This window comes from Streptomyces sp. NPDC048383 (assembly GCF_040651775.1).
Taxonomy (GTDB): Bacteria; Actinomycetota; Actinomycetes; order Streptomycetales; family Streptomycetaceae; genus Streptomyces.
In genome coordinates this window covers 1-19892 of the sequence record NZ_JBEZKS010000078.1, presented here as the reverse complement: position 1 = coordinate 19892, position 19892 = coordinate 1, and the positions used below count along the sequence as shown (strand labels likewise).

General features: G+C 73.5%; 5 protein-coding genes. 1 reads left to right on the top strand and 4 read right to left on the bottom strand.

Translation table 11 applies throughout. The features are described 5' to 3' along the window. Positions 1–129: 129 nt before the first annotated feature. The 4 genes from AB0D46_RS35040 to AB0D46_RS35025 all read right to left on the bottom strand — a co-directional run bounded on the left by AB0D46_RS35040 (position 130) and on the right by AB0D46_RS35025 (position 18400). A complete protein-coding gene (locus AB0D46_RS35040) occupies positions 130–339 on the bottom strand; it encodes an MbtH family protein (RefSeq protein WP_362883650.1) in 210 nt (69 codons plus the stop codon). Beyond that, complete coding sequence (locus AB0D46_RS35035; protein ID WP_362883648.1) at positions 336–15863, bottom strand: amino acid adenylation domain-containing protein; 15528 nt, start codon at positions 15861–15863, stop codon at positions 336–338. Before AB0D46_RS35035 ends, AB0D46_RS35040 begins: the two co-directional genes overlap by 4 nt. Positions 15864–15906: 43 nt before the next feature. Then, on the bottom strand, positions 15907–16893 hold the full coding sequence (locus tag AB0D46_RS35030; RefSeq protein WP_362883646.1) for an iron-siderophore ABC transporter substrate-binding protein: 987 nt from the start codon (positions 16891–16893) through the stop codon (positions 15907–15909). 157 nt (positions 16894–17050) lie between these two features. After that, complete coding sequence (locus AB0D46_RS35025) at positions 17051–18400, bottom strand: SidA/IucD/PvdA family monooxygenase (protein ID WP_362883644.1); 1350 nt, start codon at positions 18398–18400, stop codon at positions 17051–17053. Positions 18401–18649: 249 nt separating this feature from the next. Here AB0D46_RS35025 and AB0D46_RS35020 point away from each other — a divergent pair, with 249 nt between their 5' ends. Beyond that, complete coding sequence (locus AB0D46_RS35020) at positions 18650–19597, top strand: methionyl-tRNA formyltransferase (protein WP_362883643.1); 948 nt, start codon at positions 18650–18652, stop codon at positions 19595–19597. Positions 19598–19892: the final 295 nt, after the last annotated feature.

The window sequence follows — 19892 nt, the reverse complement described above, 5'->3', positions numbered from 1 at the left end:
TCCGTACGGGCGTCCCGCACCCGGAACCCGGCACCCGGAACCCGGAACCCGGAACCCCGTGCGCACGAACGCCGCCCGGGGCGAGGAGGGTTCCTCGCCGCGGGCGGCGTCGTGGTGCCGGGCGCGGGATCAGGCCTGCTGGGCGGCCAGGCTCGCGGGGCGCAGGTCGGTCCAGTTGGTCTCGACGTAGGTCAGGCACGCGTCCCGGGTGTCCTCACCGAAGACGGTCCGCCAGCCCGCCGGCACCTGGGCGAAGGACGGCCACACCGAGTGCTGGTTCTCGTCGTTGACGAGGACCAGGAAGCGGCCCTGCGGGTCCTCGAACGGGTTGGTGGTCATGCGTTCTCACTCCTCATGGACATAACGGTGAACAGCTCCGAGAGCGGCTGTCCGGGCTCGGCCACCACATGGCGCAGCAACCGGTGAAGTTCTTCGGCCAGCCGGCGGGCCTTGGCCCCGCCGAGCAGGTCGGTGGCGTGGATCAGTTCGCAGTGGACCGGTCCGTCGCCGCGCGGCTCGTAGAAGCTGAGCGTCAGCTCCGCCTTCGCCGAGCCGGTCGGCACCGCGTGGAAGGATCCCACGCCGCCCTCCAGCTGTCCGAGGTCCGCCTGTTCGTGGTGGATCACCATGACCTGCGGTCCCCCGTCGGGCAGCGCGGTGGCACGGACGACCGCGTCGAACGGAACGTCCTGCCGGTCCAGGGCGCTGAGCGTGATCTCCCGCACCCGGCCCAGCAGTTCGGCGAAGCTGGGGTCGCCCGCCGTGTCGGTGCGCAGCACCACCGTGTTGAAGAAGCAGCCGACGAGGTCGGCGAGCTGCTCCTCGCCCCGGCCGGCGACCATCGTACCGATCGGCAGGTCGGTGCCCGCACCGTGGGCGGTGAGCAGGGCCGACAGCGCCGAGTGCAGCACCATGAACATGCTGGTGCCGGTGGACTGGGCGAGCGCGTCCACGTCGGCGTGCAGCCGCTCGTCCAGGACGAAGGAGACGTAGTCGCCGCCCGGGCCGCGGCCCTCGGGGGCCCGCGGCCGCGGCCGGTCCACGGGCAGCGCGAGCTGCTCGGGGACGCCGGCCAGGTTCTCCTGCCACCAGGTGAGTTGGCGGGCGGCGAGGCTGTCGGCGTCGGCCGGGTCCCCGAGGACCCGCTCGGCCCAGGTCGCGTAGTCCGCGTAGCCGACGGGCAGCGGCTCCCAGGCGGGGGCGCCGCCCTGGGCGCGGGCCTCGTAGGCCTCGGTGAGGTCGCGGAACAGCGGGACCACGGACCATTCGTCGACCGCGAGGTAGTGCGCGGTGATCAGCAGGGCCTGCTCGCCGTCGGCCGCGGTGAGCAGCCGGGCCCGCAGCGGTGCCTCGCGGGTCAGGTCGGGGTGCAGCGCGGCGAGTTCGCCGAGCCGGGTGTCGAGGTCGGCGCAGGTTTCCGCCTCCAGCGCCGGGTGGGGCGCGGGTTCGCGGCGTACGGCGCCGTCGTGCTCGGCGAAGCGGGTGCGCAGCGGCTCGTGGCGGGTGACGACGTCGTCCAGGGCGGCGGCCAGGGCGGCCGGGTCGAGGGCGCCGGGAGAGCGGAGCACCAGCCCGTGGTCGAAGCCGTCCCAGCGTCGGTGGGCCTCCCACTGCCAACGCTGTACGGGGGCCGGTCCGCTGGTGTCGGCGCCGGCCTCCGCCGGGCGCAGGGCCGGGCGGGCGGCGGCGGCGCCGTCGAGCTTGGCGGCGAGGCCGGCGACGGTCAGGGCGTCGAAGACGTCGCGGATGCTCAGCTCGACGCCGAACTCGGCGCGGATGCGGCCGAGGAGGCGCATGGAGGCCATGGAGTGGCCGCCGAGGGCGAAGAAGTTGTCGTGGACGCCGACTTCGTCGAGCTGGAGGATCTCGCCGAACAGGCCGGCGAGCTTGGCCTGGGTGGCGCCGACGGGGCGGGCGCCGCCGGTCATGCCGGACCAATCGGGCGCGGGCAGCGCCTTGTGGTCGAGCTTGCCGTTGGGGGTCAGCGGCAGCGGGCCGTCCAGGGTGACGACGAGGGCGGGGACCATGTACTCGGGCAGCTGTCCGGCCACGTGCGCCCGGACGTCCTGGGGGTCGAGCACGCCGTTCTCGGGGACGACGTAGCCGACGAGACGGACGATGTCGCCGGCCCGGTCGGGAACGATCGTGGCCTGGCTGACGGCGGGGTGCGCGACGAGCGCGGCCTCGATCTCGCCGAGTTCGATGCGGAAGCCGCGGATCTTGACCTGGGTGTCGACGCGGCCGAGGAAGTCGAGGTTCCCGTCGCGGCGCCAGCGGGCCCGGTCGCCGGTGCGGTACATGCGGCTGCCGGGGGCGCCGAACGGGTCGGCGACGAACCGTTCGGCGGTCAGGGCGAACCGGCCGAGGTAGCCGCGGGCCAGGCCGCGCCCGGAGACGTACAGCTCGCCGACCACGCCGGGGGGGACGGGCTGGAGCCGGTCGTCCAGGACGTAGGCGAGGGTGTTGGGGTCGGGCGCGCCGATCGGGACGCGGGCGCCGGGCCGCAGCTGCGCGCCGCGCGAGGGCCACAGGGTGGAGTTGACGGTGGCCTCGGTGAGTCCGTAGGCGCAGATCAGGTTCGCCGTGGCGCCGAACCGCTCGAAGAGGTCCGGCGGCACCGTCTCGGTGCCGACCAGGACGGTCGAGCCCTCGGGCAGCGCGCAGCCGGCGGGCAGCGCGGACACCAGGGACGGCGGCAGGATCATGTGGCTGATCGCGTGGTCGGCCAGGAAGTCCGTGAGGGCCGGTCCGGCGACGCGTGCCTCGTCGGTGATGAGGACGAGGCGACCGCCGTGGCAGAGCGCCATGGCGAGTTCGAAGACGAACACGTCGAAGCCGATGGAGGCGAACTGCAGGACGTGGCTGTCGGCTTCCAGGCCCATCCGGTCGACGGCGGTGGCGACGAGGCTGGAGATGCCCTCGTGGGGGACCACGACGCCCTTGGGCTTTCCGGTGGAGCCGGAGGTGTAGATGACGTACGCGGCCTGGTCCAGGGCGACCGGCGGGGTGGGTACGGCGGTGGTCGGCTGGAGGGCCAGCGCGGCGGCGGTGGCGGGCGCGTCGAGCAGCAGGACGGGGACGTCCGTGGCGGGGATCTTCCCGGCCACCGGCTCGGTGCCGACGACCAGGGTCGTCCGGGAGTCCTCGATCATGTAGCCGAGCCGGTCCTGGGGGTGGACCAGGTCCAGCGGCAGGAAGGCGGCGCCCAGTTTCAGCGCGGCCAGCACGGTCGCGATCATGTCGGCCGAGCGGGGCACGGCCACGCCGACGACGCTCTCGACGCCGACGCCCCGGGCGGCCAGCAGGTGGGCGATCCGGTTGGACCGGGCGTCCAGTGCGGCGTAGTCGAGGTGGCTGTCGCGGTCGACGACGGCGACGGCGCCGGGCCGCTCGGCGACGTGCCGGGCGAACAGGGCGGGCAGCGACAGTTCGTCGACCTCGCGCGGGCCGCCGTTGAAGCCGTCCAGGACGAGGCCGCGTTCGTCGCCCACCAGGAGCGGGGCGGCGGACACCGGCCGGTCGGGGGCGGCGGCGAGGGCCGCGGTCAGGGTGGTGAGGCGCTCGCCGATCCGCTCGGCGGTGTCCTGGTCGAAGAGTTCGGTGGCGAACTCCAGCCGGCACACCAGCGAACCGGCCTCGCCGTCGGCGGAGGTCTGCTCGGTGAAGCTGAACACGAGGTCGAACTTGGCGGAGCGGATCCGGAAGGGCACGTACTCGACGCCCAGACCGGCCAGGTCCAGTTCGCCCTCGGTGCGGGCATGGTAGCCGACCATCACCTGGAACAGCGGGTTGCGGGCCAGCGAACGGGTCGGGTTGAGCTTCTCGACGACCGACTCGAAGGGCACGTCGGCGTGCGAGAACGCGGCGAGGTCGGTGTCGCGGACCCGGGCGAGCAGTTCGGTGAAGGTGGGGTCGCCGCTGAGGTCGGTGCGCAGCACCAGGGTGTTGACGAAGAAGCCGACGAGGTCGTCGAGGGCCTCGTCGCCGCGGCCGGCGATGGGCGAGCCGAGCGGGATGTCGGTGCCGGCGCCGAGGCGGTGCAGCAGGGTCGCGACGGCCGCGTGGACCACCATGAACATGCTGACGCCGTTGTCCTTGGCCAGCCGCTTGAGGCCCTGGTAGGCGGGGCCGTCGAAGGCGAGGTCGAGTTCGGCGCCGGTGAAGGCGGGGCGGGCCGGGCGGGGCCGGTCGGTGGGCAGTTCCAGTTCCTCGGGGGCGCCGTCCAGGGTGCGGTGCCAGTGGTCGAGCTGGCGGGCGGCCAGGCTCCGCGCGTCGGCCGGGTCGCCGAGCAGCTCGCGCTGCCAGAGCGCGTAGTCGGCGTACTGGACGGGCAGCGGCTCCCAGTGCGGGGCGCCGCCGGACCGGCGGGCGGCGTAGGCGGCGGCCAGGTCGCCGAGGAAGGGGCGGTCGGACCACTCGTCGGTGGTGATGTGGTGCAGGAGGATCACGACGACGTGCTCCTCGGGCGCCACCTCGATGACGGTGACCCGCAGGGGCAGTTCGGCGGCGAGGTCGAAGGGCCGGTTGATGGCCGCGTCGACCAGGGCGGCGGCCTCCTCCTCGCCGGCGCGCAGGTGCTCCACCGGCGGGTGGGACCGGCCGGCGGGCAGGATCCGCTGGTGGGCCTGCCCGTCGCGTTCGACGAACAGGGTCCGCAGGGCCTCGTGGCGGTCGGTGACGTCGGCCAGCGCGGCCCGCCAGGCGGTGAGGTCGAGGTCGCCGCGCAGCCGCATGACCAGCGGGAAGTTGTACGCGGCGGAGGTGTCCTCCAGCTGCTGGATGACCCACAGGCGCTGCTGGGCGTGGGAGAGCGGCAGTTCCTCGGGGCGCTCGCCGGCCACCAGGGCGGGGCGCGCGTCGGCCTGCGAGCCGGCGGCGCGCACGACGAGTTCGGCGACGGTCGGGGCCTCGAAGAGGTCCCGGATGGCCAGTTCGGCGGAGAGCGCGGTGCGGGCCCGGGCGATCAGGCGGGTGGCGAGGAGCGAGTGCCCGCCCAGCTCGAAGAAGTTGCTGTCGATGTCGACGCTGCCCTCGGTGAGGCCGAGGACCTCCGCGAACAGCGCGCAGAGGGTCTCCTCGCGCGGGGTGCGCGGGGAGCGGCCGGCGCCGGCGCCCGCGAACTCGGGGGCGGGCAGGGCCTTGGTGTCGAGCTTGCCGTTGACGGTCAGCGGCAGGGTGTCGACGGCCACCAGGGCGGCCGGGACCATGTAGTCGGGCAGCGAGGCCTTGAGGTGCTCGCGCAGGCTCTGCGTGAGGGCCTCGCCGCGTTCGGCGCCGTCCTCGGGGACCACGTAGCCGACCAGGCGCTTGCCGGCCGCCCGCTCGTTGACGACGACGGCGGCGTGGGCCACGTCGGGGTGCGCGGACAGGGCGGTGGCGATCTCGCCGAGTTCGATGCGGTAGCCGCGGATCTTGACCTGGTCGTCGGTGCGGCCCAGGAAGTCGATCAGGCCGTCGGGGCGCTGTCGTACGAGGTCGCCCGTACGGTACATGCGCTCGCCGGGGGCGCCGAACGGGTCGGCGACGAACCGCTCGGCGCTCAGGGCGGGCCGGTCGTGGTAGCCGCGGGCCAGGCCGGTGCCGGCGATGTACAGCTCGCCGGGGCAGCCGGGCGGGACCGGGCGCAGCATGGCGTCCAGGACGTAGCCGCGGGTGTTGCGGATGGGGCGGCCGACGGTTGGGGTGGCGCTGTCGGCGGTGGATCCGCCGAGGGTGTTGATCGTGTACTCGGTGGGGCCGTACAGGTTGTAGCCGTAGGTGCCGTCGGTCTCGGCGAGGCGGTTCCAGACGGTGTCGGAGACCGCTTCGCCGCCGAGCAGGACGAGGGCGGGGCGGTGCTTGCCGGCGGCCTCGTCGTGGTCGAGGAGGCCTTCCTCGATGAGCAGTTGGGCGTAGGTGGGGGTGACGTTGACGACGTCGACGCGGTGGTCGTCGCAGTAGGCGACCAGGGCTTCGGCGTCGCGGCGCAGTTCCTCGTCGCAGACGTGGACCTCGTGTCCCTCGACGAGCCAGAGCAGCTCCTCCCACGACATGTCGAAGGCGAAGGAGACGGTGTGCGCGATGCGCAGGCGCCGGCCGCCGGTGGCGGCGATCGCCGGGTCGAACACCTCGACCTGGTGGTTGAGCTGCATGTTCGTCAGGCCGCGGTACGGGGTGACGACGCCCTTGGGCTTGCCGGTGGACCCGGAGGTGTAGATGACGTACGCCGGGTGCTCCAGCCGGCCGGGGACGCCGTGCGCGAACGCGGGGCGTTCCGCGTCGGTGACCTCGGCTCCGGGCAGGGCGGCCAGTTCGGCGATCACGGCCGGGTCGTCCAGGGCGACCTCGGGGGCGAGCGGACCGGAGTCGGCGCGCAGCGTCGGGGCGACGGCGAGGGTGGTGAGCAGGCACAGCGGCCCGGTGTCCTCGACCATCAGGCGGAGCCGGTCGGCCGGGTGGTCCAGGTCGAGCGGCAGGTAGGCGGCGCCGGTGCGCAGGACCGCGAACAGGGCGACGACCATCTCGATGGAGCGGGGCAGCGCGAGGGCGACCGTCCGCTCGGGGCCGGCGCCGCGGGCCAGCAGCAGGCGGGCCGTGCGGTTGATCCGGGCGTCGAGTTCGGCGTAGGTGAGGGCGGTGTCGCCGAAGACGAGGGCGACGGCGTCGGGGGTGCGGGCCACCTGGCCGGCGAGCAGGTCGGCGACGGTCTCGTCGGGGACGGGCTCGTCGCTGGCGGCCCAGGCGGCGGTCAGGTCGGCGCGCTCGTCGGGGAGCAGCAGGTCCAGGGCGCCGACGGGGGCGGTGAGGTCGCCGAGGAGGCGCTCGACCAGGGTCCGGTAGCGGTTCAGGGTGGCGGCGGCCCGCTCGTCGTCGATGAGGTCGGGGCGGTACTCCAGCTTGACCTGGACGCGCTCGGCCGGGTTGACGATGAGGGTCATCGGGTAGTGGGTGGCGTCGACGCTGCCCACTCCGGTGATGTCGTGCCGGTCGGTGAGCTCGCGGAACGCGCCCTCGTCGGCGAAGTTCTGCAGCACGTACAGGGTGTCGAACAGGACGGGGTGGCCGCCGGCCCGCTGGAGTTCGGCGAGGCCCAGGTACTCGTGGTCCATCAGCGCCATGCGCTCGCTCTGGACGCGCCGCAGCAGCTGGGCGACGGTCTCCTGGGGGCGCAGGGAGATCCGCAGCGGGACGGTGTTGAGGAACATGCCGATGGTGGTGTCGGCGCCGGGGACGTCGGCCGGGCGGCCGGCGACGGTGGCGCCGAAGACGACGTCGTCGCTGCCGACGGCGGCGGACAGCACCAGCGCCCAGGCGGCCGAGAGGACGGCGTTGATGGTCAGGCCGTGTTCGCGGGCGGTGCCGCGCAGTCGGTCGCTGAGGTCGGCGCCGAGGTCGAGGGCGTGACGGCGCGGGATGGTGGGTTCGCCGCCGCGGCCCTTGGCGACGAGCGTGGGCTCGTCGAGCCCGGCGAGGGCGCTGCTCCAGGTGGCGCGGGCCGCGTCGAAGTCCTGGCCGGCGAGCCAGCTCAGGTAGTCGCGGTAGCTGCCGGGGGTGCGCAGGTCGCTGTCGTCGCCGGCGGCCGCGTACAGGGCGAGGAGTTCGTCGAGGAACAGGGACTGGGACCAGCCGTCCCAGGCCACCAGGTGGTGGCTGAGCATGAGGCGGTCGGTGTTCTCGGTGAGCCGGATCAGCCGGAGCCGGAACAGCGGGGGCGAGGCGAGGTCGAAGCGGCGCAGCCGGTCGGCGTCGGATATTTCGGTGAGGCGGGCCTCGCGCTGTTCCTCGCTGAGGCCGGTCAGGTCGGTCTCGGTGAGCGGTACGGGGACCTCGGCGGCCGGGCCGACGAACTGCACGGGGGCGGGCAGGCCGTCGGAGGTGATGCCGGCGCACAGGCTGGGGTGCCGGGCCAGCAGGGCGGCGGTGGCGGCGCGCAGCCGGTCCAGGTCCAGGCGGTGGCCGAAGTCGAAGCAGTCCTGGGCGGTGTAGACGTCCAGGCCGTCGGTGTCGTAGCTGGCGTGGAAGTGGATGCCCTCCTGGAGGGGGGACAGCGGCCAGATGTCGGCGACGGGGACGGGGCTGACCTGGGCGACCCGGTCGATCTCGGCCTGGGTGAGCTGGACGAGCGGCAGGTCGGAGGGGGTCAGGGAGCCGGTGGTGGAGTCGGATCCGGCGGCTTGGGCGACGAGTTCGCGCAGCGCCTCGGCCCAGGCCAGGCCCAGGGCGTGGACGTCGTCCTCGGCCAGTGCCCGGCCGGCCGGCCAGGTCCAGGTGGCGCGCAGTTCGGGGCCGTTCGGGGTGTCCGCGCAGACGGCGTTGATCTGGAGCGGGTACGGCATCGCGAGGCCGGCGTCCGGTTCCACGGACAGGGCGTCGGACTCGGCGGCGGGCGCCCAGTCGACGGCCTGGTCGGCGGGGAGCCGACCGAAGTAGTTGAACAGCACCTGGGCGCTGGACAGTTGGGCGAAGACGGGGGCGAGCTGCGGGTTGAGGTAGCGCAGCATGCCGTATCCGGCGCCGGAGTCGGGGGCCGAGCGGACGGACTCCTTGACGGCCTTGAGGGTGTCCAGGGCTCCGTCGGCGGCGGGCAGCCGGACGGGGTGCAGGCCGGTGAACCAGCCCACGGTGCGGGACAGGTCCAGGGCGGTGCCGTCGCGGCCGTGGCGTTCCAGGTCGACGAGCAGGTCGGCGGCCGGGTCGCCGCCGGTGGCGGCGCGGCGCCGGGAGACGGCCAGGCGCAGCGCGGCGAGGAGGACCTCGGTGACGTCGGCGCCGGCGGTCGCGGGGACGGACGTGAGCAGCGCGCGGGTCTCGTCGGTGGTGAGGGTGACGGTGTGGTCGCGGGCGTCGCCCGCGGTGCCGGACCGGTCGGCGCCCGCGACGAGCTCGGCGCCGGGGGCCAGGGTCTTGGCCCAGTACGGGAGTTCGGCCTGGCGCTGCGGGGAGGTGGCCTGCTCGGCGATCTCCCGGGCGAAGCGGCGCAGCGAAGCGGGTACGGGTTCCAGCTCGGGCCGGCGGCCCTGGACCTCGGCATCCCAGGCCGCGGCGAGGTCGCCGAGCAGGACGCGCCAGGACACGCCGTCCATGACGAGGTGGTGGACGACGAGCAGCAGTCGGCCGGGGGTGGCGGTGCCCGCGTCGAACCAGACGGCCCGCACCATGGCGCCGGTGTCGGGGTCGAGGCGGCCGGCGGCGGCGTCGGACTCGGCGGCGATCAGGGCGCGCAGGGCGGCGGCGTCGAGACCGGTGGCGTCGACGCGGTGCAGCAGGGCGGCGGCGTCGACGCTGCCGGCCGGGGTGGTGACGGCGGACCACAGGGCCGGGATGGCCGGGCCGAGGTCCATCCGGGTCAGCCGGGCGCGCAGGCCGTCGTGGTGGTCCAGGACGGCCTGGAGGACCCGGGTCAGGGTGTCGGCGTCGGCGGCGGCGGGCGCCTGGAGCAGCATCGAGAGGTTGAACCGGCCGATGGGGCCGCCGTCCTCGCGGAGCTGGTGGACGATCGGCAGCAGGGTGACGTCGCCGACGCCGTCGGTGTCGGCGGCCGGGGCGCTCGCGGTGTCGGCGGCGCCGGTGGCGGCCGCGAGGGCGGCCGGGGTGCGGTGTTCGAAGACCTCGCGGGGGCTGACCGACAGGCCCGCCTTGCGGGCCCGGCTCGCGACGGACATGGACAGGATGCTGTCGCCGCCGAGCATGAAGAAGTCCTCGTCGGCGTCGACCGCGTCGAGACCGAGGACCTCGGCGAAGATCGCGCAGAGCTGCTGCTCGCGGCCCTCGCGGGAGGCGCGGGCGACCGCCTTGCGGCGGACCGTGGGGGCGGGCAGGGCCTTCAGGTCGGTTTTGCCGCCGGGGGTGAGCGGCAGCGCGTCGAGGGCGACGAAGTGGCTGGGCAGCATGGGCGCGGGCAGCTTGGCGCTCAGCGCGGCGCGCACGGCCTCGGTGTCGAGGGCGTCGGCCCGACCGCCCTGCCCGGGGACCAGGTAGGCCACCAGTTGCTTGACCCCGCGCTCGTCGTCGCGGGCGACGACCACCGCGTCGCCGACGGCCGACTCGTCCCGCAGCCGCGCTTCGATTTCGCCGAGTTCCACCCGGTTTCCCCTGATCTTGACCTGGTGGTCGGTGCGCCCGAGGTAGGTGAGCACGCCGTCCGCGTTGAACTGGACCATGTCCCCGGTGCGGTACATCCGCGCGCCCGGAGTGCCGAACGGATCGGCGACGAACCGCTCCGCGGTGAGCGCGGTGCGTCCGTGGTAGCCGCGGGCGAGTTGCGCGCCCGCGAGGTAGAGCTCGCCCGGCTCGCCCGGGGCGACCGGGCGCAGGTACCGGTCGAGGACGTGCAGCCGGGTGTTCCACACCGGCCGGCCGATCGGCACGGTCGCCGCGTCGGCCGACTCGGCGCCCGCCTGCCAGCTGGTGACCTGGACGACGGCCTCGGTGGGCCCGTACACGTTGTGCAGGGGCACGCCGGTGCGCTCCTGCCAGCGCCGCGCGAGCGGGACGGGCAGGGCCTCGCCGCCGCTGAAGGCGCGCCGCAGGCTCGCCCACCAGGGGGCGCCGTCGCCGTCCTCGGCGAGCAGGGCGGTGTACAGCGAGGGCACCAGGTCGACGTTGGTGACGCGTTCGGCGCGGATCAGCTCGGCGAGGTAGGCCGGGTCGCGGTGGCCGTCGGGCCGGGCGATGACGACGGTGCCGCCGGTGATCAGCGGTACGAAGATCTCCTGGACGGAGGGGTCGAAGCTGGTCGAGTACTGGTGCAGCACCCGCTCGCCGGGCCCGAAGCCGAACTCCTCGGCGGTCCAGGCGAGCTGGCCGACGACGGCCCGGTGCGGGACCACGACGCCCTTGGGCAGACCGGTGGAGCCGGAGGTGTAGATGACGTACGCGGCGCCGTCCGGGTCGACGGGCGCGAGGGCGGCGCCCGCGGCGGCGACCTCCGCTCCGGGGTCGTCGAGCAGGAGCGGGGTGACGCCGTCGAGGGCGGGCAGCTTCGCCAGGGCCGACGCGGTGGTGACGACGGTGCGGGCACCGGAGTCGGACAGCATGTGGCGGACCCGCTCGGCGGGGTAGTCCACGTCGACGGGCAGGTAGGCGGCGCCGGCCTTCATGACGGCCAGCAGGGCGGTCAGGGAGGCGGCGGAGCGGGGAACGGCGACGGCCACGACCGATTCGGCGGCCACCCCGAGGGCGGCGAGCCGGTGGGCCAACGCCTCGGCGCGGGCGTCCAGTTCGGCGTAGGTGGTCCGACCGTCCTCGTCGACCAGGGCGACGGCGTGGGGGGTGCGGCGGGCCTGTTCCTCGAACGCGCCGTGCACGGTGCCGGCGGGCAGTCGCCGCTCGGCGCCGGCGAGGACGGCGAGGGTGGTGCGCAGCTCCGCCGCGGGCTGGGTGGCGATCCGGCCGACGGGCAGCTCCGGGTCGGTGGTGACCTGTTCCAGCACGGTGAGCAGCCGGTCGGCGAACCGGGCGGCGGCGGGGGCGTCCAGGCGGGCCGGGTCGTGGTCGAGCTGGAGGCGGATCGTGGCGCCGGGCATCACGGTGAGGGCGAGCGGGTAGTGCACCGAGTCGTCGATGCTGGAGCCGAGGATCCGGACCAGGCCCCGCGGGTCGGACACGTCGCCGGCGTCGGGCAGGTTCTCCACCACGACGAGCGCGTCGAACAGGTCGCCGCGGCCGACGGCCCGCTGGATCTCGGAGAGCCCGAGGTGCTGGTGGTCCAGCAGTTCGGCCTGGCCGTCCTGGAAGGCGGCGAGGACCTCGGCGAGGGACTGCTCGGGGCGCCGGGTCAGCCGGGCGGGCACGGTGTTGATGAGCAGGCCGACGAGGGACTCGATGCCCTCGACGGGGGCCTGCCGGCCGGACACGGTGGTGCCGATGACCAGGTCCTGGGCGCCGATCACATCGCCGAGGACCAGGCCGAACGCACCCTGCACCACGGAGGCGAGGGTGAGCCCGAGGCGGCGGGTGCGGGCGGTGAGCGCCTCGGTCCGGGCGGCGTCCAGTTCCACGGTGATCCGGCCGGATCCGGCGCCGGGCGTCCGGCCGGCGCGGTACGGGAGTCCGTCGGTGGCGTCGAGTCCGGTGAGGGCCTCGCGCCAGGCGGCGCGGGCCAGCTCGCGGTCGCGGCCGGCGAGCCAGCCGGTGTAGGCGCGGTAGGCCGGGTCGGCGACGACGGGGGCGGCGGGGGCGCCGGGCCGGTAGCCGTCGAGCAGTTCCCGCATCACCAGGGAGACGGACCAGCCGTCGACGATGATGTGGTGCATCGTCAGGATCAGCAGGGAGCGCTCGGCGCCGAGCCGGACCAGGGCCGCGCGCATCAGCGGCGGCGCCCCGAGGTCGAAGCCGCGCTCGCGCTCGGCGGCGACGGCCTCCCGGACGGCGGCGTCCTGCCGGTCCCGGTCCTGGCCGCTCAGGTCGGTGAAGCGCCAGGGCACGGCGACGTCGGCGCCGATGACCTGGACCACGGGCCCGTCGGGGTGCTGGCGGAAGGCGGCGCGCAGCAGCGGGTGCCGGTCCAGCAGGCGCTGCACGGCGGTCCGCAGGGCCTCGGGGTCGACGTCGCCGCCGAGTTCGACGGTGTCCTGGACGGCGTAGCCGTCGGCGCCGTCGCGGTCCATGACCGCGTGGAAGAAGAACCCTTCCTGCAACGGGGTGGCCGGGACCACGTCGAGCAGGTCGCCGATGCCGGCGGCGAAGTCGGCGCGGTCCTCGGCGGTGAGCGGGATCAGGGCGAACGGCTCGGCCGGCGCGGTCGCGGCCGGTGCCTGTTCGGGGGCGTCGCCGGCGGCGCGGGCGAGGGCGGCGACGCTGCGGAGGCGGAACACCTCGCGGGGGCTGATCGCGAGTCCGGCCGCGCGGGCGCGGGTGACGAGCTGGATGGCGACGATGCTGTCGCCGCCGAGCTCGAAGAAGCTGTCGTGGACACCGACCGACGGCAGTCCGAGGACCTCGGCGAAGAGGCCCGCGAGGGTGGTCTCGGCCGGGGTGGTGGGGGCCGCGTCGCCGGTCATCGCCGTCCACGCCGGGTCGGGCAGGGCGCGGGCGTCGAGCTTGCCGTTGGGGGTCAACGGCAGCGGGCCGTCCATCCGGACGACGGCCGAGGGGACCATGTGGTCGGGCAGGCCCTGCGCGACCTCGGCGCGGGCGGCGGTCACGGCCGCGCCGGCCCCGGCGGCGTCCAGGGAGGCGTGAGCCACGAGGTAGGCGACGAGCCGCTTGGCGGCGCGCTGGTCCTCGCGGACCAGGACGGCGGCCTGGGCGATCCCGGAGCAGGCCATGAAGGCGCTCTCGATCTCGCCGGGCTCGATGCGGTGGCCGCGGATCTTGATCTGGCCGTCGGCCCGGCCCAGGAAGTCGAGGTTGCCCTCGGCGGTCCAGCGGACCCGGTCGCCGGTGCGGTACATGCGGGTGCCGGGCTCGCCGAACGGGTCGGCGACGAAGCGCTCGGAGGTCAGGCCGAAGCGGCCGAGGTAGCCGCGGGCGAGGCCGCGGCCGGCGACGTACAGCTCGCCCTCGACGCCGACGGGGACCGGATGCAGCGCGGAGTCCAGGACGTAGGCCCGGGTGTTGGGGTCGGGTTCGCCGATCGGGACGGGGCCCTGCCAGTCCGGACGGGCGCGCCACAGCGTGGAGTTGACGCTCGCCTCGGTCAGGCCGTAGGCGACGACGATCTGCAGGCGGTGCGACCAGCGGGCGATGAGCTCGCTCGGCACGGCCTCGGTACCGACCACGAGGACGGCGCCCTCGGGGAGTTCGCAGTCCTGCGGCATCGCCGACACCAGCGAGGGCGGCAGGATCATGTGGGTCGCGCGGTGCTCCGCGATGTAGTCGGTGAGCGCGGGGCCCGCGACGCGGCGTTCGGTGGGGACGACGATGATCCGTCCGCCGACGCACAGCGACATGATCAGGTCCCAGACCGTCACGTCGAAACCGACGGAGGCGAACTGGACGACCCGGCTGTCGGCGGTGATGCCGATCCGCTCGGTGGCGGTGGCGATGAGGCTGCCGACGCCGTCGTGGGGCACGACGACGCCCTTGGGGCGGCCGGTGGAGCCGGAGGTGTAGATGACGTACGCGGCCCGGTCGAGCGGGACGTCCAGGCCGAGCGGGGTGGGGTCCTGCGCGGCGAGCGCGGCGGCCGTGCCGTCCTCGTCGAGCAGGACCATCTCCAGGCCCGGGAGCTCCGGCAGGCCCGCGGCCTGCTCGCGCGCGGTGACGACCGTACGGGCGCCGGCGTCCTGGAGCATGTAGGCCAGGCGGTCCCGCGGGTGGTCGGAGTCCAGCGGCAGGTAGGCGGCGCCGGCCTTCATCACGGCGAGCAGGGCGGTGACCAGCTCGGGCGAGCGGGGCAGCGCCACGCCCACGACGTCCTCGGCGCCCACGCCGCGGGCGGCGAGCAGGCGGGCGAGCCGGTTGGCGGCGGCGTCCAGCTCGGCGTAGGTCAGTTCGCGGTCCTCGCAGACCAGGGCGACGGCCTGCGGTCCGCGCAGCACCTGCGCCTCGAAGGCGGCCGGCCAGGACAGTTCGGGCGACTCGCTCGGGGAGACGCCGAAGTCCTCCAGCAGCAGGGCGCGTTCGGCGGCTGTGGTGAGTTCGAGCCGGCCGACCCGCCGGTCGGGGTCCTCGGCGAAGGCGTCCAGGAGGGCGCGGAAGCGCTCCTGGTGGGCGACGAGGCCCGCCTCCGAGCACTGGTCGGCGTCGGCGTCGAACAGGATGCGGACGGCGCCGCGGATGGATTCGCCGACGGTGACGGCGAGGTCGCTGACCGCGCCGAGCCACTGCGGGCGCAGGTCGGACCGGTGGTCGCGAAAGCGCAGCCAGTCCGTGCCGGGCAGGATGTTGACGGTGGGGCCGACGAGTTCGGCCACGCCCTCGACGAGGCCGAGTTCCTTGGCCAGGTCCTCGGCGCGGAAGCGGCCGTGCGCGACGGCTTCGTTGATCCGCTCGTCGGTCTGCGCCAGCAGTTCGCGGACGGTGGTGCCGGGGCGTACGGACAGCCGCAGCGGCACGATGTTGGAGACCATGCCCGGGACGCCCAGGACGGCGCGGTCCTGTCGGCTGGTGACGGGCAGGCCGAGGACGAGGTCCTGTTCTCCGGTGGTGCGGTGCAGGTAGGCGGCCACGGCGGCGACCAGTAGGCGGGACACCCGCACGCCGGAGGCCTGGGAGGCGGCCTTGAGGCGGTCGGTGGCCGCCACGGAGAGTTCGGCGGTGCGCCGGTAGCGGTGCGTGATGATCTTCTGGCCGACCTCGACGAGACGGACCGGCCGCGGCCGGTCGGCGAACCGCTCCAGCCAGTACGCCCGGTCCGCGACGTACGCCTCGGAGGCCCGGTAGGCCTGCTCGGAGGCGACGAGGCGGTTCACGTCCCAGGAGACGGGCGCGGCGGGCCGGGCGCCGGTGTACAGCTCGCCCGCGCGGCGGGAGAGCAGGCCGATGCTGATGCCGTCGATGACGAGGTGGTGGTAGCACTGGTACCACAGCACCCGGTCGTCGGCGAGGCGCAGCAGGGTGTGGGAGAACAGCGGGCCGGACGCGAGGTCCAGGGGGCGGGCGCGGCGGGCGCCCATCCACTCCCAGGCGGCGTCCTCGGGGTCGGTCTCCGCGCGCAGGTCGATGACGGGGACGTCGGTGGGTTGGCGGTGGGGAAGCTGGCGGGGGCTGCCGTCCGCGTCGGTGGTGAAGACGACGTGGAGGCAGTCCGCCTCCTCGACCACCTGCCGCACGGATGCGGCGAGGTGGTCGAGGTCGACGTCACCGCGCAGTTCCAGGGTGAACGAGACGTTGAAGGCCGAACTGTCCGGCTCGATCTGCTGAGCAAGCCAAATTCCGGACTGCCCACCGGTCACGGGCGTACCGGCGGCAGCGTTCCGGTCGGACTCGGCGTCAAACATCGTTCAGAGGGCCTTTCCCTGGTCGTGCGTCGGTGCTGGTGCGTTACTTGATGGCTTCGAGCTTCGGCACGACCTGGTCGATGGCGAACGGGATGCTCAGCACCGTGTTGAAGGAGAGCGCGGCGCCGATGTCCGGGCTGTCGTACGGGAGGAACAGGTCCCGCTTCTCCATGTTGACCTTGGTCTTCGTGTACAGCGGGTCAGCCTTCATGGCCGCCTCGGTGTCGGCGGTGCCGAGCCACACGGTGCGGTCGGCCTCCATCACGTCGAAGCGCTCGGAGCTGAGCTCGGCGACGTTCTCCTTGCCCAGGGCGGTGCGGTAGGCCTCGGAGGTGGTGAAGCCCATCTCGGTCAGGAAGATGACCTTCGGGTCCTTGGGCGAGAACGCGGCGAACTTGCCGGGCTCGATGGGCTCGCCCACCACGACCGTCTTGTCCTTCCACTCCGGGTGCTTGTCCCGGACGGCCTTGAAGCGGGCGTCGATGCCGGAGATCAGCTTGTCGGTCTCGGCGTCCTTGCCCAGCGCCTTGCCGATCTGCTTCGTCATGACCTGCCACGACGCCTGGTAGTCCTCGGCGCCCTTGGGCTGCGCGACGACCTTGGCGATCTTCGACAGGGTGTCGTACTGCTCCTTCTTCATGCCCGAGTACTGGGCGATGATCAGGTCCGGCTTGAGGGCCGCGATCTTCTCCATGTTGTACTCGTCGCGCTCACCGACGACCTGCGGCGGGGTGGAGCCCCACAGGTCCTTCGCCCACGGCCACTTGCCGTACGGCTCCTCCTTGAACCAGGCGATGGAGCCGACGGGCTTCACACCGAGCGCCAGCACGGCGTCCTGGTCCGACAGGCCGAGGGTGACGACCTTCTTCGGCTCGGCCGTGATGGTCGTGCTGCCGTACTTGTGGTCGACCGTGACGGGGAAGGTGCCGCCCGACTTCGCGGAGGCCTCTCCGGACGGCTTCGACTCGGCCTTCTCGCCACCGCCACCACAGGCGCTCAGGACGAGTGCGGCGGCGGCGGCGACTGCCACGCGGGGGAGGTTTCTGACGGCTCTCGCCAGCGCGGGGCGGGTCCCAACGGACACGGGCTTTCCTTTCACGGGGTTCTTCACAGTGCGTGCCTCACCCGCCCGGCCGGACGGCGTGGCCGGGCGGGGGGCGAGTGGTGGGGCGGGGCGGACGGGGTCCCTAGCGGGGCGTGCCGACCCCGTCGACGACGCGTTCGGCTTCGTCGACGGCCTTCGGGGTGCGCTCGATCACCGAGTCCAGGATCTCGCCGACCCGGATCGCGGTGTTCGACAGCAGGGACGAGGTGATGCCGTGCGTGTGCTCGGTACCGCCCTGGAGGTAGATGCCGCAGCGCAGCGCGGGGTCCGTCGTGATGCGGTAGTCGCGCTCGACGCTGACGCGGCCCTCGTCGTCGCGGTGGCAGTAGCCCTCGACGTCGCCGAGGAGGCCCAGGGCGTCGGCGGGCCGGTAGCCCGTCGCGTACACCACGACGTCGGCTTCCAGCGGGGTCTTCTCGCCGGAGACGAGCGACTCGACGGTGGTGAGCACCTTGTCGGGGGTCTCGACGACGTCCGAGAGGCGGGACACGTTGAGGAAGCGCAGGCGCTCCTCGCCCATCACCTTCTCCTGGTACGACTGGCGGTACAGGTCGTCGATCAGGTCGATGTCCACCACGGAGTAGTTCGTGTTGCCGTGGTAGTTCATCAGCTTGGTCTTGACCTCGCCGGGGGCGGTGAAGTACTCGTCCACGGCCGCCGGGTCGAAGATGCGGTTGGCGAACTTGCTGTCGTCGGCGGGGCTGTAGCCGTAGCGGGCGAACACCGCGCAGACCTCGGCCCCGGGGAAGCGGCGGTGCAGGAACGCCACGTTCTCGGCGGCGCTCTGGCCGGCGCCGACGACGACGAACCGGGTCGGGTCGGTGCCGTCCAGCTCGTCGACGCGACGCAGCAGGTCGGAGTTGTGCCAGACGCGGTCGGTGCGGTCCACGCCCTCGGGCATGTACGGGCGCAGTCCGGTGCCGATGACGAGGTTGCGGGCGCGGTGGGTCACCAGCTCGTCGCCCGAACGGGCCGTCACGTCCACGTACTCGATGACTCCGTCGCGCACGACGGGCCGCACGGCGACCACTTCGTGCCCGTAGGACACCATGTCGTCGACCTTCTCCGCGGCCCACTCGAAGTAGTCGTGGAACTCGACGCGCAGCGGGAAGAGGTTCTTGTGGTTGACGAAGTCGATCAGGCGGCCCCGGCTCTGCAGGTAGCAGAGGAAGCTGTACTCACTGGACGGGTTCCGCAGCGTCACCAGGTCCTTGAGGAAGGAGACCTGCATGGTCGCGTCCTCGAAGAGCATGCCCCGGTGCCAACCGAAACGCGGCTGCTGCTCGAAGAAGTGGGCAGTGACCGCCTCCTGCCGGCCGACGCGTGCGTTGTGCTCGGTGAGAGCGATCGCCATGGCCACATTGGACGGGCCGAAGCCGATGCCTATGAGGTCGTGAATCACCGGTGCGTCAGCAGGAAGAGCCTGTGACATGTCACTCCGATCGTGCGGGACCGCCGCCCGTGAGGCGTGGAAGGAGAATGTGGAGCAGGGCACGCCGACGAGCGGCGACCGAGCGAACTTAGGTAAAGCTAACCTGATCTCGCCACCCTGTCGACCAGACAAACCGGGCATACAGCGGATTGCGTCCCCAAGCGACGCCTAAAATCAGGCACGTTGCATCCTTAGGTAAGGCTTGCTTTACTTCTTGGGGATCAATCGCTCTTCAGAGGAGGAACCTCCATGCGGGTCGTCATGTTCGGTTATCAGACCTGGGGCCATCGCACCCTTCAAGCGCTCCTGGACTCCGAGCACGATGTGGTGATGGTCGTCACCCACCCCAAGAGCGAGCACGCCTACGAGAAGATCTGGAGCGACTCGGTCGCGGACCTCGCCGAGGAACACGGCGTCCCCGTGGTCATCCGCAACCGGCCCGACGACGAAGAGCTGTTCGCGCGGCTCAAGGAGGCCGACGCGGACATCATCGTCGCCAACAACTGGCGCACGTACATACCGTCGCGCATCTACGACCTCCCCCGGCACGGCACGCTCAACGTGCACGACTCGCTGCTGCCGAAGTACGCCGGCTTCTCCCCGCTGATCTGGGCCCTGATCAACGGCGAGACCGAAGTGGGCGTCACCGCGCACATGATGGACGAGGTCCTCGACGCCGGGGACATCGTGCTCCAGCGGTCCGTCGCCGTCGGCCCCACCGACACGGCCACCGACCTGTTCCACAAGACCGTCGACCTCATCGCCCCGGTCACCGTCGGCGCGTTGGACCGCATCGCCGCCGGCGAGACCGAGTTCACGAAGCAGGACCGGTCGCAGGCGAGCTTCTTCCACAAGCGCGCCGAGGAGGACATCCGGATCGACTGGAGCTGGCCGGCGGAGGTCCTGGAGCGTCTCGTGCGCGCCCAGTCGGCCCCGTACCCGAGCGCGTTCACCTACCACAAGGGCAAGCGCCTGGAGATCGTCTCCGCCGTCGTCTCCGAGGGCCTCTACGGCGGCACCCCCGGTCGCGTCTTCTACCGCGAGGGCGAGGGCGTGGCGATCGTCGCCGGCGCCGACGCGCGCACCGGCCGCAACCACGGCCTGGCCATCACCCGGGTCCGCACCGAGGACGGCCGCGAGCTGCCCGCCACCGAGTACTTCACCTCCATGGGCGGGTACCTGACCAGCCGTCCCTGACACCCTTTCCGAAGCCGGCGGAGCCACGTCCGTCGGCGCCTCGTCGTGTCGGTCACCCGCCCATGGCCCCGGGCAGACCGGCCGTCGCCGCCGCCGTACGGAACCAGGTTCCGTACGGCGGCGGCGTCATACGGGGCCGGCGCGGGCGGACTCGGCAGGGCGTCGGCGCGGCCAACTCCCGGGCGCGGGGGCCCGGGGCCCCCCCGGGGCGCCCGCCCCGGGGGCGGCCACCCGCCCCGCGCGGGGGGGGGCCCCCCCCCCCGGGCGGGGGCGGGGGGGGGTTCTGTAGGGTGCC

Excerpts from the sequence above, each read along its gene's own strand:
- AB0D46_RS35040 (WP_362883650.1), bottom strand. The coding sequence starts at position 339 with ATGACCACCAACCCGTTCGAGGACCCGCAGGGCCGCTTCCTGGTCCTC.
- AB0D46_RS35025 (WP_362883644.1), bottom strand. The coding sequence starts at position 18,400 with ATGTCACAGGCTCTTCCTGCTGACGCACCGGTGATTCACGACCTCATA.
- AB0D46_RS35020 (WP_362883643.1), top strand. The coding sequence starts at position 18,650 with ATGCGGGTCGTCATGTTCGGTTATCAGACCTGGGGCCATCGCACCCTT.
- AB0D46_RS35035 (WP_362883648.1), bottom strand. The coding sequence starts at position 15,863 with ATGTTTGACGCCGAGTCCGACCGGAACGCTGCCGCCGGTACGCCCGTG.